Source organism: Methylomonas aurea (genome assembly GCF_024505045.1).
In the GTDB taxonomy this organism is placed as follows: domain Bacteria; phylum Pseudomonadota; class Gammaproteobacteria; order Methylococcales; family Methylomonadaceae; genus Methylomonas; species Methylomonas aurea.
Genome location: NZ_JANIBM010000024.1, coordinates 1 through 22,389, shown reverse-complemented (window position 1 = coordinate 22,389; position 22,389 = coordinate 1). Strand labels below are relative to the sequence as shown.

The 22,389-nt window shown below is 57.2% G+C and carries 26 protein-coding genes; 14 read left to right on the top strand and 12 right to left on the bottom strand.

All coding sequences use genetic code 11. The features are described from left to right. Positions 1-9 precede the first annotated feature (9 nt). A complete protein-coding gene (locus NP603_RS15390; protein ID WP_256611821.1) occupies positions 10-630 on the top strand; it encodes an alpha-ketoglutarate-dependent dioxygenase AlkB family protein in 621 nt (206 codons plus the stop codon). Here the strand turns inward: NP603_RS15390 and NP603_RS15385 are convergent. From NP603_RS15385 to NP603_RS15370, 4 genes are all read right to left on the bottom strand, one after another. Then, positions 593-2,344 (bottom strand): LTA synthase family protein, encoded by a 1,752-nt coding sequence (locus NP603_RS15385; RefSeq protein WP_256611820.1) that lies wholly within the window; start codon positions 2,342-2,344, stop codon positions 593-595. The two genes, NP603_RS15390 and NP603_RS15385, sit on opposite strands and share 38 nt — an antisense overlap. A 6-nt stretch (positions 2,345-2,350) precedes the next feature. Next, the gene (locus NP603_RS15380) at positions 2,351-2,881 is read right to left on the bottom strand and encodes a hypothetical protein (protein ID WP_256611818.1); all 531 of its coding nucleotides are present in this window, start codon (positions 2,879-2,881) and stop codon (positions 2,351-2,353) included. Positions 2,882-2,977: 96 nt separating this feature from the next. Next, complete coding sequence (locus NP603_RS15375; RefSeq protein ID WP_256611816.1) at positions 2,978-3,379, bottom strand: hypothetical protein; 402 nt, start codon at positions 3,377-3,379, stop codon at positions 2,978-2,980. Positions 3,380-3,409: 30 nt separating this feature from the next. After that, a complete protein-coding gene (locus NP603_RS15370) occupies positions 3,410-3,868 on the bottom strand; it encodes a DUF302 domain-containing protein (RefSeq protein WP_256611815.1) in 459 nt (152 codons plus the stop codon). A 17-nt stretch (positions 3,869-3,885) separates the two neighbouring features. Here NP603_RS15370 and mobA point away from each other — a divergent pair, with 17 nt between their 5' ends. Both mobA and NP603_RS15360 read left to right on the top strand, forming a co-directional pair. Continuing rightward, a complete protein-coding gene (gene mobA / locus NP603_RS15365; protein WP_256611814.1) occupies positions 3,886-4,485 on the top strand; it encodes a molybdenum cofactor guanylyltransferase MobA in 600 nt (199 codons plus the stop codon). 113 nt (positions 4,486-4,598) lie between these two features. Then, a complete protein-coding gene (locus NP603_RS15360) occupies positions 4,599-5,546 on the top strand; it encodes a hypothetical protein (RefSeq protein ID WP_256611813.1) in 948 nt (315 codons plus the stop codon). A gap of 70 nt (positions 5,547-5,616) precedes the next feature. Here the strand turns inward: NP603_RS15360 and NP603_RS15355 are convergent, their stop codons facing one another. The 3 genes from NP603_RS15355 to NP603_RS15345 all read right to left on the bottom strand — a co-directional run bounded on the left by NP603_RS15355 (position 5,617) and on the right by NP603_RS15345 (position 7,364). Then, complete coding sequence (locus NP603_RS15355) at positions 5,617-5,844, bottom strand: hypothetical protein (RefSeq protein ID WP_256611812.1); 228 nt, start codon at positions 5,842-5,844, stop codon at positions 5,617-5,619. Between the two features lie 162 nt (positions 5,845-6,006). Further along, on the bottom strand, positions 6,007-6,675 hold the full coding sequence (locus NP603_RS15350) for a hypothetical protein (RefSeq protein ID WP_256611811.1): 669 nt from the start codon (positions 6,673-6,675) through the stop codon (positions 6,007-6,009). Positions 6,676-6,716: 41 nt separating this feature from the next. Further along, positions 6,717-7,364 (bottom strand): PEP-CTERM sorting domain-containing protein, encoded by a 648-nt coding sequence (locus tag NP603_RS15345; RefSeq protein ID WP_256611810.1) that lies wholly within the window; start codon positions 7,362-7,364, stop codon positions 6,717-6,719. 263 nt (positions 7,365-7,627) lie between these two features. On the opposite strand from NP603_RS15345, the gene NP603_RS15340 reads away from it, so the two are divergent. Further along, positions 7,628-8,740: an NADH:flavin oxidoreductase/NADH oxidase gene (locus tag NP603_RS15340; RefSeq protein ID WP_256611809.1), complete on the top strand. Its 1,113-nt coding sequence runs from the start codon at positions 7,628-7,630 to the stop codon at positions 8,738-8,740. Between the two features lie 261 nt (positions 8,741-9,001). Beyond that, positions 9,002-9,763: a diguanylate cyclase domain-containing protein gene (locus tag NP603_RS15335; protein ID WP_256611808.1), complete on the top strand. Its 762-nt coding sequence runs from the start codon at positions 9,002-9,004 to the stop codon at positions 9,761-9,763. Between the two features lie 24 nt (positions 9,764-9,787). Here the strand turns inward: NP603_RS15335 and NP603_RS15330 are convergent, their stop codons facing one another. Both NP603_RS15330 and htpX read right to left on the bottom strand, forming a co-directional pair. Further along, on the bottom strand, positions 9,788-10,015 hold the full coding sequence (locus NP603_RS15330) for a DUF2835 domain-containing protein (protein ID WP_256611807.1): 228 nt from the start codon (positions 10,013-10,015) through the stop codon (positions 9,788-9,790). Positions 10,016-10,058: 43 nt separating this feature from the next. Next, positions 10,059-10,934, bottom strand: coding sequence for a protease HtpX (htpX, locus tag NP603_RS15325; RefSeq protein ID WP_256611806.1), 876 nt, complete (start codon positions 10,932-10,934; stop codon positions 10,059-10,061). 113 nt (positions 10,935-11,047) lie between these two features. Between htpX and NP603_RS15320 the strand changes: the two genes are divergently transcribed. Together NP603_RS15320 and NP603_RS15315 are read left to right on the top strand one after the other, a co-directional pair. After that, the gene (locus NP603_RS15320) at positions 11,048-12,157 is read left to right on the top strand and encodes a PQQ-dependent sugar dehydrogenase (protein ID WP_256611805.1); all 1,110 of its coding nucleotides are present in this window, start codon (positions 11,048-11,050) and stop codon (positions 12,155-12,157) included. Beyond that, positions 12,154-12,777 (top strand): NUDIX domain-containing protein, encoded by a 624-nt coding sequence (locus NP603_RS15315; protein WP_256611804.1) that lies wholly within the window; start codon positions 12,154-12,156, stop codon positions 12,775-12,777. Before NP603_RS15320 ends, NP603_RS15315 begins: the two co-directional genes overlap by 4 nt. 28 nt (positions 12,778-12,805) lie before the next feature. Here the strand turns inward: NP603_RS15315 and NP603_RS15310 are convergent, their stop codons facing one another. Further along, positions 12,806-14,125: an alpha/beta hydrolase gene (locus NP603_RS15310; protein WP_256611803.1), complete on the bottom strand. Its 1,320-nt coding sequence runs from the start codon at positions 14,123-14,125 to the stop codon at positions 12,806-12,808. Between the two features lie 280 nt (positions 14,126-14,405). Here NP603_RS15310 and NP603_RS15305 point away from each other — a divergent pair, with 280 nt between their 5' ends. Beyond that, positions 14,406-14,879: a ProQ/FinO family protein gene (locus tag NP603_RS15305; RefSeq protein WP_256611801.1), complete on the top strand. Its 474-nt coding sequence runs from the start codon at positions 14,406-14,408 to the stop codon at positions 14,877-14,879. Between the two features lie 597 nt (positions 14,880-15,476). Continuing rightward, complete coding sequence (locus NP603_RS15300) at positions 15,477-16,046, top strand: hypothetical protein (protein WP_256611800.1); 570 nt, start codon at positions 15,477-15,479, stop codon at positions 16,044-16,046. A 134-nt stretch (positions 16,047-16,180) separates the two neighbouring features. On the opposite strand, the gene NP603_RS15295 is transcribed toward NP603_RS15300, so the two are convergent. Both NP603_RS15295 and NP603_RS15290 read right to left on the bottom strand, forming a co-directional pair. Then, complete coding sequence (locus NP603_RS15295; protein ID WP_256611799.1) at positions 16,181-16,909, bottom strand: hypothetical protein; 729 nt, start codon at positions 16,907-16,909, stop codon at positions 16,181-16,183. Between the two features lie 246 nt (positions 16,910-17,155). After that, on the bottom strand, positions 17,156-18,760 hold the full coding sequence (locus tag NP603_RS15290; RefSeq protein ID WP_256611798.1) for an alkaline phosphatase: 1,605 nt from the start codon (positions 18,758-18,760) through the stop codon (positions 17,156-17,158). A gap of 105 nt (positions 18,761-18,865) precedes the next feature. Between NP603_RS15290 and NP603_RS15285 the strand changes: the two genes are divergently transcribed. The 5 genes from NP603_RS15285 to NP603_RS15265 form a co-directional block, all read left to right on the top strand. After that, positions 18,866-19,195, top strand: coding sequence for an ArsR/SmtB family transcription factor (locus NP603_RS15285; protein ID WP_256611797.1), 330 nt, complete (start codon positions 18,866-18,868; stop codon positions 19,193-19,195). A 79-nt stretch (positions 19,196-19,274) separates the two neighbouring features. Next, complete coding sequence (locus NP603_RS15280) at positions 19,275-19,757, top strand: arsenate reductase ArsC (RefSeq protein ID WP_305891450.1); 483 nt, start codon at positions 19,275-19,277, stop codon at positions 19,755-19,757. 17 nt (positions 19,758-19,774) lie between these two features. Next, positions 19,775-20,131, top strand: coding sequence for an arsenite efflux transporter metallochaperone ArsD (gene arsD / locus NP603_RS15275; RefSeq protein ID WP_256611796.1), 357 nt, complete (start codon positions 19,775-19,777; stop codon positions 20,129-20,131). A gap of 16 nt (positions 20,132-20,147) precedes the next feature. After that, entirely contained in the window at positions 20,148-21,905 is a 1,758-nt protein-coding gene (gene arsA / locus NP603_RS15270; protein WP_256611795.1) for an arsenical pump-driving ATPase, read from the top strand. 9 nt (positions 21,906-21,914) lie between these two features. Beyond that, a partial coding sequence (locus NP603_RS15265; protein ID WP_256611794.1) for an arsenate reductase ArsC occupies positions 21,915-22,389 on the top strand: 475 nt, incomplete at its 3' end.

Sequence of the window (22,389 nt, the reverse complement as noted above, 5' to 3'; positions counted from 1 at the left end):
GCTCAGCGCATGCTTGGCCAGCTCAGCGCCGCAATACCGGCCCCTGCCGAAAATCTGGCGCCGTGCGATGGCGAACTCTACCTGTTGCGCGGCTTTTACTCGAGCAATACCGCCGATCGTTATTTTCAAGATCTGCTACACGGTCTGGCATGGCAAACCGAGCAAATCCAAATCTTCGGCCGCTTGCTGACAGTGCCGCGGCTGATGGCTTGGTACGGCGACTCGGACGCCCATTACCGCTATTCCGGCGTCGGCCACGCTCCGCTGCCTTGGAGCGGAGCCTTATTGGCGATAAAAGCCGACCTGGAATCGGTTTGTCAGCATCGCTTCAATAGCGTGTTGGCCAATTTATACCGCAACGGCCGCGATTCGATGGGCTGCCATGCCGATAACGAGCCGGAACTGGGCGCCAATCCGTTGATTGCCTCGCTCAGCTTCGGCGATAGCCGCCTGTTCCGCCTGCGCCACAACCGCAGCAAACAGCGGCTGGATATCGAATTAGCCCATGGCGATTTGCTGGTTATGGCCGGCACGCTGCAACACCATTGGCGCCACGAACTGCCGAAAACCCGGCAAATCAAACAAGCGCGGATCAATTTGACGTTTCGGCGGATTTTGCCAGCCAATTGAGCCGAGCGATGCGCAAGGCATTGATCTTATCGACCAGCATACGGCTCAATGCGGGCTCAGACAGCTCGCTACCGAGCCGGGTAGCGTCGCCGTCCAGTTTCACCAGATAGTCGCCGTCGTCGCTGAATACGCTGACCTTATCGCGATTGTCGCCGCGGCGGTGGGCGATAAAGCGCGGCGGCGCGGCATGCTCGCCCCACAACACGCCTTGCCAAGCACTGCTGCATTGCCTGCCCTCGACCATGCCTTGCAAAGTATTGAACACATCGGTCTGTTGAAATTGCCGGTCCTCGTCTGCGTGCCCGCTAGCGGACACCGCCAGCAGCGGCACTTTGGCCGAGGCTCTGTAATGGCCGAAGTGTGCGGCTTCTTCCTGTTTCAACGGCGTCATCGAATGGTGGTCACCGACGATCAGCAGCATGCCGTGGCGAAAAAAACCGGCGTCTTGTAATCGCTGATAGAAATGACCCAATTGTTTGTCCGCATAGCGAAACGCGGCCTCTTCCGATTTTTGTTTGGTTTCCGGATCGAGATAAGGATGGTGGGTGCTGACGGTTTTGATGAACAACAGCAACGGTTGGTGTCCAGCCTTGGCGATTCTATCCAGCGCCCGAAGGTAAAGAGCTTCGTCGGGCGCGGCGCGAAAATGAAACCGTTCCCAACCCGCATAATCGGGATGGTCGTGGCCCTCGACGTAATCGAAGCCGATACTGTTGGCCCAGACTCCGGTATTACCGAATTCGAGATCGGCGCTGGTCAAAAATTCGCTGCGGTAGCCGCGCGCTTTTAGCCGATGCGGCAACGATTGTTCGACAGCGTAAAATCCGGCGAAAGACGCGCTGCCGCCGTCGGAATAGCTCGACGGCGAATAGATCGGCGGCAAGCCGGTCAACAGGGCGATTTCGCCGTCTTCGGTGATGAACCCGTTCGCATAGAAGTTACGAAACGCCAGATGGTTTGCGGCAATGGCATCGAGTTGCGGCGTCCAATCACGAATCCCGGAAAAGTAGCGGCTTTGGTAGGCGGACAGCGATTCCACCATCAGAATCACAATGTTTTTGGTTTGCGCCGGCTCGGCATGGCAACTTTGCGCTTCGTCGTAGCGAAAGCCGCGGATAAACTCGGCGCTGTACGGCTCAGCCTCGGAACGTATGGTCAGGTTGTAATCGAAAACGTTTTTATAAATCCAGGCGTGGGCGTAAACGTCGTTGTCGGTGAAACCGGAAATTAACGGCAGCCCGGCGATAGCAAACAGCGGCAGTTTGCGGTTGCGTTCGGCGGGAAGGCGGTAAGGTACCGAGACCAACGCGGCAATCGCAGCCAACAGTATCAGCAAGATTCCCCACAAGGCCCAATCCGGCAATCCGTAAATTTGCTGAATGTACTTATGCGAATAGCCGGCGTATTTGATCGCATCGCCGACGGCCAAATGGGTATCGAAATTGGCGATAACCAAATAATCGATCCAGTAAATCCCGAACAAGACCAATGCCAGCAAACGTAAGATCGCCGAAACGACACGCCGGACACCTGGCCAGCAAGACAGGTACAGCAGCAACAGCAATACCGCATAGACCACTGCATCGTTGGCCAACACCCGAGCCCATCCCAAGAAACGGGTGCCAGTGTATTCGTAGATGAAACGATCGACGAATAGGCCTTTTAGCAGTAACGGCGCCAATAGGAAGGCTAATACGCCCAAGCGCTTGGCCATGCCGGGCTATACCGCGTGCTTACGTTTTAACAGATGAAAGATATCCACTTCTATAAAGCCGAACGCGACTATCCATAACAGCGCATCGTAGCCGTCCAACCAGGCGCCGCGCGCCAACCAAATTCCGGCCATCGCCAGCAGACCGGCAAAAGTGGCAATCGTCGCCAGCCAAAACAGCCGCTCGTGGCGGCGTACGTAGTCCGGCCAGCGGACTTCGGTTTCCAAGATGGCAATCAATCCAAACCAAAGCGCGGAGTTGGCGATATCCAGCCATTCGTTGTCGCGCCAATAACTACCGAAAACCAAACCGATCACCACGATCAAACTGCTGCGCAAATGGCGCATCGCTGTTTCGCCCAGCGGCAACTCGACGTTATTCGCTTCCAGTTCGTAAATCACCAGTAACACCAGCCAGACCAAGGCATCGGTAAAACTGGTCAGCGTATCGGTAAAGCCGTAAATTACGGCATTCAGCGCCAGCAATGCCAGAATCGCCAATTTGAATTTAGGGTATTGGATCGCGGAAGTATTGAACATGATCGACAGGCCTGACATGCCGAAAAAGGCAACGTGAAAATTGTGGCAAATCAAAAGGGCTTTAGCGGCGCTAGAGCCCTGTAGTGGCGGAGCCGTTTATTTGACGAAACAAGCTTTCTCGGCTTCGGCTTCCGCTTCCTTCAAGCGGCTGCGCAAATCCTTGGATTGCTTAGGGTCGCGGAACGCGGCGCCCGCTTCTCCGGCGGTTTTCTGCATCTGGCTGAAGGTTCTGGCCGCTTCGTATTCGGCGAAACTCAATTTCTCGGCGATCTTGTCGATCTTGCAGCCGCAGGCGTACTGGCTGATGTAGGTCAAGCCGCCGTGTTTGGCGACGCATTCCAAAACATAATCAACGCGGTCGCGAGTCGGGTAGTCGTTGACCATTGGCGCAGGCTCGGCGGCAGCTGCTTCGGCATCCGGTTTGGCGCTCTCTTCGGTGACGGCGCAACCGCTAAGTAAAACCAAGGCGCTGAGCATCGGGATCAAAAAGTTTTTCATGGTGCTGGCTGTTTCGTTGTAGTTAAAAAGTTACTGTTCGGCGGCGAAATCGACAATTTGCTTCAATTGTGGGTTCATTTCGCTGGCAAATTTGTTCAGCGCCGGATTGTCGGTATCTTCCGGCAACAAATGGGTACGCACGATGGTTTTGCCCTCGAACTGATAGGTGACGACATTACACGGCATGTAAGCGATGGCGTGCGGCGTGATGTCCAGTACCGTTTTCGCCAAGGTCAAATTGCAAAATTGTAGCGTGTCGTATTCGGGAAAATTCTCGGCGCCGCGTTCGCGAATCACCTTGCCGACCCGGCTATGGCCGGTGATCCGAAAGTTATGCTCGGCAATCGCCACCTGCAATTCGGCCAGCACCTCGTCATAAGGTTTGCCGGTCTCGACCTGGTAATAGGTTACCGTCTCGGTGTGCAGTGCGGGACCGGCGCAGCTTGCAATCAGCGGTAAGCTTGCCAAAATGACGGCTCTATTAAACATCGGCAAAGCTTACCATCATGAACGGGCAAAACAAAGTAAGCGGCGTGGTGCTGGCCGGCGGCTTGGCGCGGCGGATGCATCAGCAAGACAAAGGCCTGATTTTGTTCAACAACCGGCCGCTGGTCAGCTATGCGCTGGCGGCGTTAGCGCCGCTTACCGACACGTTGGTGATCAGCGCCAACCGTAACCAGGAACTATACCGCGGCTTCGGCTACCCGGTCATCAGCGACGCCAGCCCCAATTTCGACGGCCCGTTGGCCGGCATTCTGGCCGCATTGCAAACTGCACCAGCGCACGTTTTTCTGACCGCGCCGTGCGATTCTCCTTTCGTCCGCACCGAACATTTTCAAAAGCTGCTGCAGGCCTTGTGCAGCAGCAGCGCCGACGTCGCGATAGCTTTCGACGGCGAACGTTTACATCCGGTGTTCTCGGCCATGCGGAGCCATTTACAAGACGATTTACAGGACTACTTGCAGCGCGGAGAGCGTAAATTGCAAGCTTGGTTCCGGCGCCACGCCTTGATCGAAGTCGATTTCTCCGCCGAACCCGAGGCTTTTGCCAATATCAACACGCCCGCCGAATTGCAGGCGCTGCAGTCGGATGAAGGATTCGGCTGAACGGCATTTCCAGGTGCGGAGTGATCCGGATTACCCCTACAACCAGTGCAGTATGCCTTTTCCGCCGGCTTGTGCTAACGTTGATATTTTGAACGCCACGGTCCGGAATTGAAATGAAACGCAAACTGATCCATTCGCTGATGCTGACTCTGTCCTTGCCGGCCTGCATAGCTCAATTCCAGCCCGCCTTGGCGGCGACTACGGCAGCCGATCAGGATAAATTACGCATCCACACCGGCATTCCGCGCCGTGCCAGCGATTCCCTGTTTTCTTATACAGTGGAATGGCGCATCGACGACGGCGAGTTGTACCGCTCCACCGGCTTGAGTTTCTTGAATGCCTCGAAATTGGACCACGATAATCCGCAAGCTTACGTCGCCAAAAAAATTTGGACCGCAATGAAGGACGGCATGGTCCAACTCGATCCGAACTGGCGCGGCGTAACTGTTATCCAACCCAAGGACCAGCCGGAGCTGGTTATCGCCAACAAAGCCGGCTACTCGCTAACCAACATCACATTCCGCGATTACTCCAATCAGGCTTTGAATTACGAGCTTGCCGACAAAACTTTTAGTGCCGACGGCGTGCAGGTGGCTGTTGATCTGGTCTATACCGCCGACGTGGAATATTTGGACGATTTCACCTCGAAAAAAGCGCAAACCGCCTCCCAAGGCGAAATTTCGATCGCGATCGACGGCCAAAATCCGATCAAGATAAAAACCGACGGCAAGACCACCCAGGAACTGGAGCAAGAACTTGCCGGCAAACTCAATGCCGCAAAATTGGCCCAAACTCCGTTGTATCCGGGCATGGTCAGTACCGATACCCGCAACAACAAACCGTTCGACGGCAGCGAGCTTCAGCTACTCAACCTGCCGGCAAAATCGATCGCTATCGATGTCAGCGACCCTGCTTTAGGTGTTTTGACCAAATTCAAATTCAAAGATGACAACCGTGCGCTGCAGGTGGCCGAACCGAGATTCATGCTAGCGTTGCTGGGGCTGGCAACCGGACTGGCGTTGTTTTATTTTTGGCGCAACAGCAACAGAAAACGCTCCTGATCAATGACTTAGTTGCCATCGTCCGCAATATGGCTGGCTTTGCCGGCAAACCGCTATTCTCGATAGCGAGCTAAGCGGACGGCTTATCTGTTTTTTTCCAAAACCAGAGGCCAAGTCCGACCACGCCGGCAACCAACAGCAACATCAAAATCGGATGTTGGTAGAAAGTGTCGAAAAACGCGCCGGTGGTTTGCGATGTCGCTCGGTAATACGGTCCCATACTTATTTCCCCTCTAACGCCGGCAAGCAGCGAAGTTGTTGTTCGATTAAATGCCCAGCAAGGCAGCGCCATGCTCAACGGAGAAGTTACCGCGCAAACAGCCGTTGTCCAGTCTTAAACCGATAGCGCCTGGATATACGGCCGCAGTAGTACAAAATCCCGACTTGTTTGGCCGGCCGGTTTCGGGCAATAAAAAACCAGACCCGGCGGTTGCCGGGTCTGGTCCGTGGCCGCATCGAGTTAGCGGGATTTAATGCGGCGAATGCCTAGCGCGCCCAACAGTGCGGAACCCATCAGCAAGAATGCCGGGGGCAACGGCACCGGAGTAGTGGTTGCCAATACCCGGAATTGTCCGTCCCAAGCCGCCGGGCCGGAAAAGTTCAGGCGAAAACTATTTACGCTGGAAAACACGGCAGGATTGCTGAATGCGTCGAACCCCAACCAAAAATTTCCCGGTCCGCTGAAACTTTTCACGCCGCTAGACGAAGTGCCATTGGCGACCATCTCGACTTCAACGCCCAAATCGATACTTAAAATCTCCAACAAAATCGCATTGCCGTGAGCAGTAAAATTAACCGGATCGAAATTCCAAACGATGGACGCGGTACCGGCCGAGGTGCCGCCGTTGGTAATTTTCAGCACATTGCCGCCCGAAACGATTTCTTCCTTATTGGCGTAGGTCGTACCGCTGGCTAAGGCAATAAAGGTGCGCGAGGCATTGGTCAAATCGGTACCGGTCAATTGGTTGACGGTAGTCGGACTACCGACCGAATTGCCCCGATCAATCGCCGTCTGAGCATGGCTAAAGTTATCGATCGTTAAAACGCTGGCGTTTGCGAACGGCGAGATAGACAGCGAACAGAGCAGCGCTAAAGCTTGCGTGCTGGATTTCAAGGTTTTCATAAACATGGTCGATTGTCCTAACATTACACTGAGAATGGATTGCTACTTCACGCTTTGGCCGACAACGTTTTTTTCGGCGAACCGAAGCCGCGAGCCAACAAACCGATCGCTAACAGCGCGATAACCGAAGGCTCGGGCACGCTATTGCCATTGGTAGCCAACAATCTAAACTGTGCATCCCAGGCGTCGGTACCCTGGAATTTGAGTTCCAGGCTAGTCAGATGGCCGAACACACTGGCATCGGAAAACTGGCTGAAGGCGATGATGTGTTGGCCCAGTCCCAAATCGGTAAATCCGAATATCGAACTGCCGTTGGCAATCAACTGCACTTGGTGGCTCAGATCCATAAATTCGGTGGCAAGCACGAATGCACCGGCCAGCGATGCCAAATCGATCGTGTCAAAGCTGTATAACACGCTGGCGAAACCGCCGTTCGTACCGTTACTGACCGTCAGAAGACCGGCTTCAACCACCACTTCGGAGGTATCGCCGTTAACGAACGGGGTTGCAACCAAGGTACGGGTAATTCCGCTTAAATCCGAACCGGAAATCGGCAACGGGCCGTCGCTACCGTTATCGATGGCTTGAAAATCGGAAAAATCGTCGATTAGGGTTGCGGAAACGGCATTTCCCGCCAACAGAGCCAACGTCAGGGCCAATAAAACCAGGCGTAATCCAGGCAAAAACTTGTTCACTTTATTCATCCTTTGCATCAGTCATAAAACATTGAGTGGGACGGAACGAATTCCTTAACCCGGATTAAGCACGCCTTGTGCCACTACTGCTAAAATGTTTCGAATCAATTATTTGATATTCTTCACAATGATTTTTCGACGCTGGCTAGACTGACAGTTCTGGCAGCCGGAATGACACGCATGGCAGCGCTGGCAGCATTGCCAATCCGGCCGCCAGCCAATAGACTGGCATCTCAGCCAAGTAAACTGCCCCAACACCCGCCATGAGCCAGTTATTCACTCCGTTTTCTTTAGGCCCGTTACGCTTGCCGAACCGGATCGTCATCGCACCGATGTGCCAATATTCGGCCGCCGACGGTATTGCCTCCGATTGGCACTTAATGCATCTCGGCAATCTGGCAATGTCCGGCGCCGGCCTGCTGATCATCGAAGCCACCGCAGTCGAAGCCCGCGGCCGCATCTCACCGGCCGACCTCGGTCTCTGGTCCGACAACTGCGCGGCAGCACTAGGCAAGATTGTGGATTCGATTCGGCGATATTCGCCAATGCCGATTGCGCTGCAACTCGCGCATGCCGGGCGCAAGGCCTCTACCGCAGCACCTTGGGACGGCGGACATCTGCTGGGCAAAAACGACGGCGGCTGGCCGACCGTTGCCCCTTCGCCGCAGGCCTTCATGCCGGGCGATCCGCCGCCGGTCGAACTGAGCTCAACCGACTTGGCGCAAATCGAACAGGCTTTCGTATCGGCGGCGCAACGGGCGCAACAGATCGGCGTCGACGCGATCGAAGTCCACGCCGCTCACGGCTATCTGTTACACCAGTTTTTGTCGCCGCTGGCCAACCTGCGGGATGACGAATTTGGCGGTTCACTGGAAAACCGGATGCGCTTTCCGCTGGCGGTGTTCGCAGCGATGCGTGCCGCGGTTTCCGAGCGGATACCGATCGGAGTCAGGATTTCGGCGACCGATTGGGTGGCCGGCGGTTGGGACGTCGAGCAAAGCATCGTGTTTGCCAACGAATTGAAAGCTCGCGGCTGCGCCTTCATTCACGTCTCCAGCGGCGGCCTGTCGCCGCAGCAGAAAATCCCGGTGGGCCCCAACTACCAAATACCGCTGGCCGAAGCCATTCGCCACGCCAGCGGGCTACCGACGGTTGCGGTCGGCTTGATTACCGAAGCGGAAGCGGCCGAAGCCATCGTTGCAGAAGGCCGGGCCGATCTGGTCGCGATCGCCCGCGGTATTCTTTACGATCCGCGCTGGCCCTGGCATGCCGCCGCCAAACTCGGCGCCCGGGTTGAAGCTCCGCGCCAATATTGGCGCTGCCAGCCGAAACAATTTAAGGAACTGTTCGGCGACATCCGCTTCCGCCAACGCTAACGCATAAGCCGGCAACCCATCGTTTTGCCGGACGCCAAAACTACGAAATATCGTACGATTGGCGATATTTCGTCCCGCTCGGCCCGCTGCCGTCGCTACTGAATCGCCACTCCCGCCTTGCTTTACAATAAAAACAATATCATTTCAATGAATTGCAGCATCTTGATTCGATTAAATCCGCAATGGCACGGCTCTTGATCGATTCGGTAAAAAAGTCGCCGGAAAACGGCAAATACAACCCCTTTACCGACAGAGCTGACCATGAAAAACGAACCCACTCTTTTCTTGAATCCAATTCCGACCCTTTCCGGTCCAGACGGCATTCTCGCCTCGCAATGGCTAGAGCCGGCCTCCTGTTGCGCCGCGCCCGACACTTGCGAACGGTTAAACCAAAACTTCGCCGAGATTGCCGAATTGCAAAAGGCGCTGGCGCTGAGCCAACAACAATTGGCCGACGCCAGGCGGCAACTCGAGACGTTACAAGCAGACCGGAGTGAATTAAGCCAAAAATTGCAAGAAGCCGGCGAAAATTATCGCCAAGCTTTACATGCCGCCCACCACGATGCTCTGACCGGACTGGCAAACCGCACGCTGCTGCAGGATAGGTTGCAACAGGCCATGGCGCTGGCAAACCGCCAGCGCTCGCATCTGGCATTGTTGTTCATCGATCTGGACGATTTCAAAGCCGTCAACGACACCTTAGGCCATGCGGCCGGCGACCGCCTGTTGAGCGACGTCGCCAACCGGCTGCAAGCCTGCATCCGCAATTGCGATACCGCTTGCCGTTACGGCGGCGATGAATTTTTGGTATTGCTGACCGACATCGAAAATTCGGCACAGTTAAACGCGGTAATCGACAAAGTCTACGAAAACCTGATCGCGCCCTACGCCTCGGCCATTGGCTACCTGACGCTGGATGTCAGCATCGGCACCGCGATTTACCGCCGCGGCAAACAATCCTGGGACGATTTGATCAGACAGGCCGACCAAGCCATGTACCGGGCGAAGGCCGCCAAGGTTTGAGTCGGCCCGAGACGCGAGGCCGGACTAGTCCAACCGCCGCAACCCGACGAATTTGTTGCCCGGCCTCAGTTCCATTTCGAAATAACCCTGAATGCCGTTTTTGGTGAGATAACGTTGAATATTACCGGCCGGAAACTGTATGCGGCGGCCGTCGTCGGCGACCGCGCTGGCCGTTTTGGCCTGGCCTTGGTAAACGGCCAGAAACTGGCCGTAACTGAGAGCGAGTCGGAAGCGGATAAAGTGGTTTGCCATAAAAAAGCCGAACCGGGACGGCCCGGCTCAACTGACCTGGAGACTAACGGGCGTTTTGCAAAGCGGCGATGCGCTCTTCCAAAGGCGGGTGGCTCATAAACAGACGTTGCACGCCGCCGCCGTTAATACCGAATGCCGCCAACTCGCCGGGCAATTGAGCGGGTTCGTGCGCACGCTGCAAAGCGCGCAAGGCACTGATCATTTTCTGCCGGCCGGCCAATTGGGCACCACCAGCATCGGCGCGGAATTCGCGGTAACGCGAGAACCACATCACCAGCATCGAAGCCAAAATCGACAACGCAATCTGTGCGACCATTTGCGTGATGTAGTATGCCGGGCCGTAACCACGTTCGGTTTTGAACACCGCCCGGTCAACCACATAACCGATGATCGTGGCGAAGAAATAGACGAAGGTGTTGACCACGCCCTGCATCAACGCCATCGTCACCATATCGCCGTTGGCGACGTGGCTGATCTCGTGGCCGACCACCGCTTCGACTTCGTCGGCATTCATGCTCCTCAACAAGCCGGTACTGACCGCCACCAAAGCATTGTCGCGATTGGCTCCGGTAGCGAAGGCGTTGGCTTCCGGCGCGTCGAAAATACCCACTTCCGGCATGCCGATACCGGCCATTTGCGCTTGCCGCGATACCACGCTGACCAACCACTGTTCGGTCTGATTTTGCGGCTGTTCGATCACATGCACGCCCATCGCGCTTTTCGCCGACCATTTCGACATGAACAACGAGATCACCGAACCGGTCATACCGATCACGGCGGAAGTCGCCAGCAAACCTTCGATGTTCAGATGTACGCCTTGAGCGTCCAGCGCACCTTTCAAGCCTAAAACGTTAAAAATGATGCTGATCGCAATCATGATGGCCACGTTGGTAGCCAAAAACAGCAATATTCTCATCATGGCGTAACTTTCCTGTGTTGTTATGGTGTGGAGGCGATTTGGGGCGCCGAAAGATTAAATTCAAGGCTATAGAGTGTTAACATCATTCAAAGTTTACTCAGAGGCAGGTAAAAATGAAAAGAATAAAGTCGCTGCTATTGCTCATGGTTACGAGTTTGCCAACGCTGGCCGCCAGCCCGGAACACGAGGCGGTATTGAAGCAATTGCGCTTGCCGCCGGGATTCAATATCCGGATTTTTGCCGACAATCTGCCGAATGCCCGGCAGATGGCATTGGGCGACAAGGGCGTCGTCTATGTCGGCTCTCGCCAAGGCAATGTTTACGCAGTGCAAGACAAAGACGGCGACGGCGTCGCCGAACAACGCTTCGTCATCGCCGAACAACTGAACTTGCCTAACGGCGTCGCTTACAAAGACGGCTCGCTGTATGTTGCCGAGATCCAACGCATCATCCGCTTCGACGAAATCGGCATGCGGCTGGCCAATCCCCCAAAACCGGTAACCGTGTACGACAAGTTTCCGACCGACCGCCACCACGGTTGGAAATATTTACGTATCGGCCCCGACGACAAACTGTACACCGCGGTCGGTGCGCCTTGTAATGTCTGCGATCCGGAAAAGCCGATCTACGGCTCCTTGCTGCGGATGAACCGCGACGGCAGCAATTTGGAAATACTGGCGCGCGGAATCCGTAACACCGTCGGTTTCGATTGGGAAACCCGGACCGGCCATTTGTTTTTTAACGACAACGGCCGCGATCACCTGGGCGACGACGTGCCGCCCGACGAGCTGAACGAATGGACCCCAACCAACCAACATTTCGGGTTTCCTTACTGCCATGCCGGCAATATTGCCGATCCGGAATTCGGCGCCGGTAAGGAATGTTACAAATACGCGGCGCCGGTCTGGCGCTATAAAGCCCACATCGCGCCGCTGGGCATGCGTTTTTATACCGGCAAGCAATTCCCGGACGTCTATTTCCGGCAATTGATCGTGGCTCAGCACGGCTCGTGGAACCGCAGCGAACCGCAAGGCTACCAGGTCAATATCGTCAAATTCCGCGAAGGCCAACCCTATAACGAACAGCCTTTCATCAGCGGCTGGCTGACGCCGAAGGGCGAGGTATTGGGCCGGCCTAACGACGTACTGCAACTGCCGGACGGCAGCTTGCTGATCAGCGACGACAGCCTGGGTGTGATTTACCGAGTGACTTACGGCCGATGAGCGACAAGCGTTTCGAAATACTGGATTGCCGCACCGTCTACCACGGTTTTTTCCGGCTCGAGCAATATACGCTGCGGCACACGCTGTTCAAGGGCGGCTGGAGCCAGCCGCTGACGCGGGAATTATTCCGCCGCGGCAACTGCGTGGCGGTGCTGCTGTACGACCCCGACCGCGACGAAGTCGTTATCATCGAACAATTCCGGGTCGGCGCGATTTTGCAGCCGCAACGGGCCTGGCTATTAGAGATCGTGGCCGGCGCCATAGAGGAAGGCGAAACCGCCGAGGAGGTCGCTTACCGCGAAGCGCGGGAAGAAGCCGGCTGCGAGATTCTGGATTTGATCGAAATCCAGCAGTTCTTCACCACGCCAGGCGGTGCCTCCGAATGGATCACGCTGTTTTGCGGCCGGGTAGACAGCAGCCACGTCGGCGGCATTCACGGCCTGGACGAAGAAGACGAGGACATCCGGGTCAGCGCGGTCAAGTTCGAGGATGTGTTCGCGATGCTGGAACGGCACGAAATCGAATCCGGTATTCCGATCATCGCCATTCAGTGGCTCTATATCCATCGGGATCGATTACGGGCGCGGTGGCTGCCCCGACCTGCGAAGCAACCGGCCTGAGGCCAAGCTGGGTATTTTCCGGCTAGCGCTAGCGGGATTTCAGCGACCCGCTCCGCCCCAACCAGGGATTGGCTTTTTCCTGCAGCCAAGCCTGGGCGAACACGTCGTTTTTTACGACCATGTCCAAAAATGCCGTCGTGCTGGCAATGACGGCGGCAACCTGCTTGTAGCCCTGGTCACGCCGAGTTTCTTCAGCGCGGGAGCCGCCAAACCAGGACTCGCCGCCGGCTTGAGGGCCGCCCATGCCGCCCCGGCGACGGCCGGCGGCCGGCGGCAGACCCTCCGCCATCGGCGCGTCGTTGCGCCGCTCGGCCGCAGCAAAACGACCGCCAAGTTCGGAACCGGCCAACACCTTATGCCCGCCGCCCTGTAACAGAAGCAGGTACTTGCCGCCGGCCGGCGCGTATTCCCACAAAGCGGTTCTGACCGGCGCCGAGCTGATTGCATACGGATCGTTGTCTTCGCTACCGGTGATGCTCAGCATCGGCAAGGACAGATTTTGAAACCGGCCCCGCACTTGGCCTTCGGCCAAATCGACCGACGGACTCAACACGATGGCCGCGACCGGTTGCAAATCGCCGCGGTCAGGCATATCGCCTGCAAACGCTTCTGCGGCGGCAGCGGAAACGGTTTGCCCGCCCAAATCGTAACCGGCCAAAACCACTTTGGAAAAATCGGCAGCGGCAAATCCCGGCACCCGCATCTCGGCTCTGAGTTTCAGTTGCCGGTAAGCCCAGTACAAATGCCCGAGCCGGCTTTTTAAACGATCCGGCGCAAAATATTGGTGGCCGACGTAATGCAATTCGCTGCTGCGCGCGGAACGCGATTGCCGCGGGCGTTTTTCGCCGAACCAAGACTCGCCGACCTGTTCGCGCGCCGGCGGGTTTTCCTCGTCCAGGTCCTCGGCCGGGCCGAGGCCGCCCGCATCCGGCGGATCGAATTTACGTTCCGCTTCCAACGCTTTCAAAGCCTGGGCTATTTCCACCGGCTGTACGCTGAATACCGCATAACCGGCCTTGGCCCAACTTTGCCGCCATAACCTGCCGGCCCCGGCGTCTTCGCCGATGCTGGGTAGATATATCACCAACGGGTAAACGCCCGCGGCTTTCGGCGCCAGCATTTCCACGTCCAGCTCGACGCCATCGTGCAACCAACGGTCGCGAACCGACTCCAGCTCGAAATTGCCTGCCGGCCGATAAGCTCCGCTTTGCATCGCCTCCTGCAATTTCTCGGCCTGCTCCTCCTGACCCGGCAAGCTCGGCCGAGTTGAACAGGCGCTTAGCATCGGCAGCAGCAGAATCGCCGGAATCAGGCGAAAGCACGGGAATAACCTCATCAAAATCGACATCGGCGCGAAACTCCGGCACGGGTAACGGAAAAATCCAAAAACATAGTCTCAAGTATGCCCAACTGAAAGTAAACCGACGTTCGCCGAATGTAAAAATTGATTAATCGAAACAGCGCCGTATCGGCCGGCGTTCAAACCGGTCCGCGTTATCGGCGGAGATTCCTATTCAGCGCTGGCCCGCGACACGGCCGGCCAATAAACCTTATTAATTACGCGGTAAATTTCACCGCCGCCCGCATCGTTGTACAATGCGCATTTCAAGTAAATTATCGGGTTGCGTATGGGGTTCGAACAATTAGCATCGCTGCGGGATCAACTGGCGCAACAAGCCGCTGCCGAAAAAGCGAAAAAACAAGAGAAGAAAAAGCGGCACCAAGCGCCGAGTCCGGATATCGATCCGGTCGTACAAACCATCGGCCAGTTGCAGAAACGTTTTCCGGCTATTTTTCCGAAAAGCCCAAATCCGAAAGTACCGCTCAAAATAGGCATCCACAACGACTTGATCGAACAGTCCGAACAACTCGGCATCGCCAAGGACGCTCTGCTTGAAGCCATCAAAACCTGGTGCACCGGCAACCGCTATTGGGCCTGCCTGGTCGAAGGCGCAATCCGCGTAGACCTGAGCGGTAACGAAGCCGGCCGCGTTACCAAGGATAATGCCACCCAGGCGCAACGGCTGAAATACCGGTCGCAGAAAAAAAAGCCGAAAAAGGCCGAAGCCAAACCTGCCCAGCAGGCTCCCGCCACCGAATAAACCTGCCCGGGCGCCGCCGGGATGGATACTTGCGCGAAGCGTACACCCACCGCGGTCGCACGGGTACTGCCTGAGCTGCATCCTTCGCGGTGTTGCCGGTAATGTGGTGGAATATTCCGATTGGACCGGCTACGCCGCATCGCACAAGCATTCCCAAGGACCGTATGCGGGAATTGGCGCACCGCCCGCAGGTTTCAACCTCTTCCCGCTAGCGGTCGCCGGCAATCGGGCCTTACTTCAACATTTACCGTCTGCGTACAGTAATTCCTGGCCACTACCCGCGGCTCAGCAAAGCGGACGCCAGGCTGATTTTTATAAGGCCTGCCGGTGTTTACCGGCATAACCCGTTTTCGGCCTGATACCCAATTACCTCGGCCGCTGCTAGTAATCCGTCCTTCGGCCATCAACGGCCAATTTGACAATCCCAATTGCCCAAATCATTGCTTTATTCAATAACCCTGGAATCCTAGGCAATATGTGCCATGATTTTTACGCCCGTCTCCATGACGATTGAGCTCGCCGCCAATCTTGGCTGACATTGTGAGTCGGCGTAGAGTTCGAAATCCTGGTAGTTCATTCACCTGAGCGGAGTAGTATATGAATAGCCCCTTAAAAATTAGTTTGGACGATCAATTGCTCACCCAGATTATCGATGTTTGGTATGCCAAAATGCGCGACGACTATCGAATCAATCGCTATTTTTACGATAGGCCGTTAGCCGAACAAGCAGCACCGTTGAAGCGGTTACTGAGTGCGTTACTGACGGTCCAGCCAGTCGAACCGCAGACGTTGTCCGAACTTGCGGACGCCGCATTTACGGCGGCTTTTGCCCGCGGCAACGCCAAACCGAGTTTGGTGAACAACCGCGACTTCGCCTTCTTGGGAACGTTGATGAACGGCAATATCGTCGGCGACGACTCAGAAGTACCGCGCCTGACCATGTTATGCCCGGCCCATTCTCATTTTTTAAGGCTCAATCCGATCGACGAGGTGTACGACGTGGCCGTGGAATTGTTGCAGGCGACTCTGGCGCAACTCAATGTCGGCAATGAAATTGCCGCACCTTTGATTCGCTTGGTGGCTTCCGGCAAAGACAGCGTGATGGGTCGGGGCGAACCGATTTTCGACGACGAGGAAAGATCGAGTCGTTTCAGCACTCACGGCTGAACGCCGCCCTCACCAGTCCGGCGCCGATCAACTTGCCGTTGCGGCGAGCTGATCTGGCGGCTGGGGCATAAAACCAGGCTCAAGCTGCGACAGCAGCGATTTCAGCGCGGCGCAGGTAATCCGTCAGCAAATGCTCAATGGCTGTGGCCGTGATCATGCCCATACTGAGCTTGCACCTTGATCACAAACGGATCGTATTCCTTGTCGCCCAAATCGGCGTAATCGATGTTGTCGTAGCTGTCGCCGGCCGTTGGCGGCCACGGCGCGGCAGCGAGCACGTAGGCCTGTAGCAGCTCGGTGCGCTCCGATAAGCCACCGGTTTCCCGTTCGATCAGCACCGGCAGCGCCAGATCCAGCCTGACAATCACATGCCATTCGGCCCCAGCCGCCGAACCGCGATACTCACGAACCGACGTTCCATCCGACTCAGTCGCCTCCTCGGCTATCAAACCCGCCAAAATCGCCGGATCAAGTAACAGCCCCAGTTTGCTCCAGGCCGGATGGCTGCCGAGCATTTTCAAATCGTCCTCCTGAAATTCAATTGCCCGGCGTTCGGCGTGATACAACTTGCGATGGATCAAAGACTTGCCGTCGCGCTGCCAGAGTTCGCCCAAACCAAGCTGCGGCCGCTCGATGACGATTTGGTCGGCATCGCGCCAAAACCGCCAAAGCACGGCCTCGGCCGGCAAAACTTCGGCTGCATGTGAATGCTCGGTAGACTGCATAGCGACCGTAGTCCGATATTCCGCGGCGGCGGCCGGCAATCTGTCAGCCGCCAGATCGACGGTTGCGCCGGCTGCAACCTGACGAACGGGCGCGTGGCCGCAAGCCGCCAAAATCGCCGACACGGCGACGGCGGCCATTATCGACCCTGCCTTAGGAAGCCTTGGTATGCGTTCGCCTCGAGCGCGTCCAACCCCTGCTTGTAGCTCGACAAGGCTCTTCCGAGAGCAGCCAAGCGGTTCGGCACGAACTCTGGAAACAGTTGCGGGACGGATTAATGGTTTGGATATCAAGGCTGGGTTTTGCGGCATAAAGTCTGTGACGGCGGGAGACAGGAGAAAAGCCGGGGACCGTCGAGCCGTCCCCGGCAATGAATGCAAATGGCGTTAGCGGTGGTCGTTCCAGCCCAGCGCGTCGGCCATGATGTGATAAATCGCGTTCTGCTCCAGCGTGCCGCGCACCAGGTAGGCGCCGGGACCGTCGGCATAAATCGCCACGTCTTCGCCGGCGTGGGTTTCCGAACCCATCGGCACGGTCGCTTCCTGCATGTAGTTAGGGTTTTCGGTGTCAACCGCGCTTAAATCCGGGCGCAGTTTGCTACCGGTATAGGCTGCCGCCGCGGTGCTTTCGTTGGCAGGGTTGAATTCCTTGCGCTGCTGGCCGCCGGTCCAGCCCGGGCCGTTGGCATAGGACAAGGTGGTGTACGGCAAGCCCAGCGCATCTTTCGCTGCGACGCCGTCGACGGCCGTTTTACCCAGAATCGGGTTACCGCGCGACGGGTAACCGGCAATGGTGAACACGTGACTGTGGTCGGCGGTAACCAGGATCAAGGTGTCCTTGTCGTTGGTCAGTTGCTTGGCTTTTTTAACCGCGTCGGACAGCGCAATCGCATCGGTCAATGCCCGGTAAGCGTTGCCGGCGTGGTGAGCATGGTCGACCCGACCGGCCTCGACCATCAGATAGTAACCTTTGCGGTTTTTTTGCAAAATTTTGATGGCTTTTTCGGTCATTTCCGCCAGCGAAGGCTCGCCCGCCGCGTCGTCCTTGCGATCCGCTTCGTAACGCATGTGCGAGCGTTCGAATAAGCCCAACAGGTGGTCGGTCTTGGCCGGATTTACCGCGTCGAATTGGGCTTGGTTCCAAACATATTCCGAGTTGTTGTATTTCGCCGTCCACTCGGCGGTCAAGTCGCGGCTGTCGGCCCGGCGGCCCTTTTGCGTCGGATATTCCGGGTCTGCGGCGGTATTAGGCATGAAGTAGCTGCGGCCGCCGCCCAAGGCTACTTCCAAACCGTCGCCGTAGGGGAACTCGAGCAATTGCCGGGCGATGTCTTTTACAGTAGCGCCGGCCGGCAGATTGCTGTCGGCCTCCCAGTCGCGGTTGGAACTATGGGCGTAATTCACCGCCGGAGTGGCGTGGGTGAAGCGCGCGGTGGTTACCACACCGGTGGCCATGCCCCGCTCTTCGGCGCGTTCGAGGATAGTTTTCACGGTTTTGGCAGCGGTGACATCCGCATTCGGCTCCAGCCGATTGATGGTTTGGTCGACCGAAATGGCACCATCGTTGGTTTTGATTCCGGTCACCATTGCCGTCGCGGTCGGCGCCGAGTCCGAGGTTTGCTGATTGGCGCTGGCAGTGACCGACAACGCGGTATTACCGAATCTTTCGAAACTGAGCCGGTTGAATTCGCCATCACGCCCATTCAATTGGCCTTCCAGGATGCGCGCTGCAGTGACGGTGGACACTCCCATGCCGTCGCCGACGAACAGAATCACGTTTTTGGCTCTACGCAGATTGGCTGCATCCCGTTTATTAGCCCTCACCGCCATTTCGCCGACCCGGAACCATTCGCTGGCCGACGCCGGCACCTGATTGGCGGGAACGTGATCGTGACGGCGCTGGTGATCGCCGCCGGCAAGCGCGGCAACCGAGAGCGCGAAACCGAAAGCGCCCAGCGCCGCGGCCAATTTGCTTGGTTTGGGTTTATTCATTGACTGGCCTCGAATGTGATTATCCAAACCCGCAGCTTAACCGCCGAACATGACAAATTCGTGAAACGGGTTGACTTATTTTGATATTTCAACTAATTTTGAAATATGGAAAATAAAACCGCCGTTACCGCCCTCGCCGCATTGGCGCAAGAGACCCGCTTATCGCTGTTCCGCGCCTTGATCCAGGCCGGGCCCGACGGTTTGGCGGCAGGCAAGATCAGCGAAATGCTGGGAATTTCGCCGTCGTCGTTGTCGTTTCATTTGAAAGAACTGGTCCATGCCGGTTTGATCGAGTCCCGCAACGAAAGCCGCTTCGTGATCTATTCGGCCAATTTCGCGGCGATGAACGAGCTACTGGCATTTTTGAGCGAGAACTGCTGCGGCGGAAACGACTGTTCGGCGGCCTCGGTCAGCCGCTGCGAGCCCCAAACATGAAATCCGGGCGATTGCCGGAGCGATCGCTCTTCACCATAACCCTAATCCAAGCTTTGTTTTCAATTCAGCACCCCGATCTATGATTAACGTTCTCTTTCTTTGCACCGGTAACTCCTGCCGCTCGCTGATGGGCGAAGCGATTTTCAACCATCTGGCGCCGCAAGGTTGGCATGCCATCAGCGCCGGCAGCAAGCCGCTTGGCCGGCTCAATCCCGGCGCCGTCGCCATGCTGGAGGAAAAAGGCATTGCCACCGCCGGCTACTACAGCAAGTCCTGGAACGATCTGCCGGTCACGCCCGACATCGTTATCAGCGTCTGCGGCAATGCCGCCAACGAAACTTGCCCAGCCTATCTGGGCCCAGTGCTGCGCAGCCATTGGGGCGTGGAAGATCCAGCCCATGCCGAAGGCACCGAAGCTGAAATCAAAGCCGCATTTGAAACGGCCTACGCCATTCTGCGCTATCGCATCGAACAATTTCTCGCTTTACCGTTGACCGAATTGCAAAACGACCCGGTACGGTTGAAAGCGGAAATGGACCGGATCGGCGTGTCTTTACCTTAACCACCAGGAGAATAGCCATGAGCAGCATTCAAATATTCGATCCCTCACTGTGCTGCAGTAGCGGCGTCTGCGGCGTGGACGTCGATCAGCAACTGGTCGATGTCGCCGCCGAAATCGCCTGGGCCCAGCAAAGCGGTGCCGCCATCGAACGTTTCAATCTGGCGCAACAGCCTTTGGCCTTTGCCGAAAATCCGGTTGTAAAAGCTTTCCTGGAGCGGTCGGGCGCGGAGGGATTACCGCTGGTTTTAGTCGACGGCGAAATTGCCTTGACCGGCCGCTATCCGAATCGAAACGAATTGGCACGCTGGGCCGCGCTCGACACGGCGACGGACAAACCGGAAGCGGCCTGCTGCAGCGGCAGCCGCTGCTGCTGATCGGGCGGGGACTGCCTTGAACTTTCTGCAGCAAGCGCCGCGCTTTCTGTTTTTCACCGGCAAGGGTGGCGTCGGCAAGACCTCGGTGGCTTGCGCCAGCGCCGTTCATTTGGCCGATAGCGGATCTAAAGTGCTATTGGTCAGCACCGACCCCGCCTCCAACGTCGGCCAGGTATTCGGCCTGGACATCGGCAATCGCATCGCCGCCGTTCCCGCCGTCTCCGGTTTAAGCGCCCTGGAAATCGACCCGCAAGCCGCCGCCCAAGCTTACCGCGACCGCATCGTCGGCCCGGTCAAAGGCTTGTTGCCGGATAACGTGGTCAAGGGGATCGAGGAACAGCTCTCCGGCGCCTGCACCACCGAAATCGCCGCCTTCGACCAATTCACCGGTTTATTAACCGATGCCGAGTTGGTAGCCGGTTACGACCACATCGTCTTCGATACCGCGCCCACCGGCCACACCATCCGCCTGTTGCAATTGCCCGGCGCCTGGAGCGGCTTTCTGGAAGCGGGCAAAGGCGATGCCTCTTGCCTGGGGCCACTGGCCGGCCTCGACAAACAGCGCGCTCAGTACAAAGCCGCGGTCGATGCACTGGCGGACAGCACCCGTACCCGCTTGATTCTGGTGGCTCGCGCCCAGCAATCCACATTGCGGGAAGTGGCGCGAACCCATCGGGAACTGGCCGAGATCGGCCTGCGCAATCAATATTTGCTGATCAACGCGATACTGCCGGCCGAGCAAGTCGCCGACGACCCGCTGGCAATGGCGATTCATCAACGCGAACAAACCGCATTGGCGAACATGCCCGACGTCCTCGCCGCCTTGCCTCGCGACACAGTGATGCTGCGGCCCTTCAACATGGTGGGATTGGCTGCGTTGCGCCACTTGCTAACCGGCGACGGCGCAGGCCTGGCCCCGGCCGCTCAGCCTTGCCGGCCCGACGCTCATCCCGGTTTGGCCGAATTAGTCGAAGAAATCGCCCAAGCAGGTCACGGCCTGATCATGCTGATGGGCAAAGGCGGTGTCGGCAAGACCACGCTGGCAGCAGCAATTGCGGTCGATCTGGCCCGGCGCGGCCTACCGGTGCATTTAACGACCTCCGATCCCGCCGCGCATTTGCAGGAAACGCTGGCCGGCGCTCTGGAACAGTTGACCGTCAGCCGGATCGATCCGGCCGAGGCAACCGAACGCTACCGCCAGCAGGTATTGGCTACCAAAGGCGCACGCCTGGACGCCCAAGGCCGCGCGCTGCTGGAAGAAGATCTGCGTTCGCCGTGTACCGAGGAAATCGCCGTGTTCCAGGCCTTCTCCCGCATCATCCGCGAGGCCGGCCGGCAATTTGTGGTGATGGATACCGCGCCGACCGGCCATACGTTATTGCTACTGGACGCCACCGGCGCCTACCATCGCGAGGTCGCGCGGCAAATGCAACCCGGTATTCACTATCTGACGCCGATGATGCAATTGCAGGATAGCCGGCAAACCAAAGTGCTGATTGCCACGGTGGCGGAAACCACGCCGGTGCTGGAAGCCGCCAATCTGCAACAGGATTTGCGCCGGGCGGGTATCGAGCCCTGGGCCTGGATAATCAATAACAGCATCTCCGCCGCCCATGCGACCTCGCCGCTATTGCGGCAACGCGCCAGTAACGAACTGGTAGAAATTGCCGCCGTCGCCAAGCGCCATGCACCACGCTACGCCGTGGTACCGTTGCTACAGGACGAGCCGGTCGGAATCGCCCGCCTGCAACAGTTGGTCGGCTCGGATCACTGAGATTTTTCGATGCCGGAACGAATTGCGACTGTTTTATTTCTGTGTACGGCCAACTCGGCGCGCAGCATCATGGCCGAGGCCATCCTCAATCGAGTGGGCAGCGGCAGATTCCAGGCATTCAGCGCGGGCAGCGAACCCGCTGGCAGCGTGCATCCGTTGACCATCGAGTTGTTGGAGCAGTTGGGTTACGACACGCGGCCGTTGCGCAGCAAACATTGGTCCGAATTCAGCGGCGCCGAGGCGCCACTGGATTTTGTGTTCACCGTTTGCGACAAAGCGGCCGGCGAACCCTGTCCGGTCTGGCCGAAACGGGCAAGAGCCCATTGGGGCGTACCGGACCCGGCACTACTCTACGGCTCGGAACAGCAACGCAAGAAATTGTTTTTCGAGGTTTACAGCCTGTTGAAACGCCGTATCGAATTGTTGTGCGCGTTACCGCTGCCGACGTTGGACACTCTGACCCTGACCCAAAGAATCGACGAAA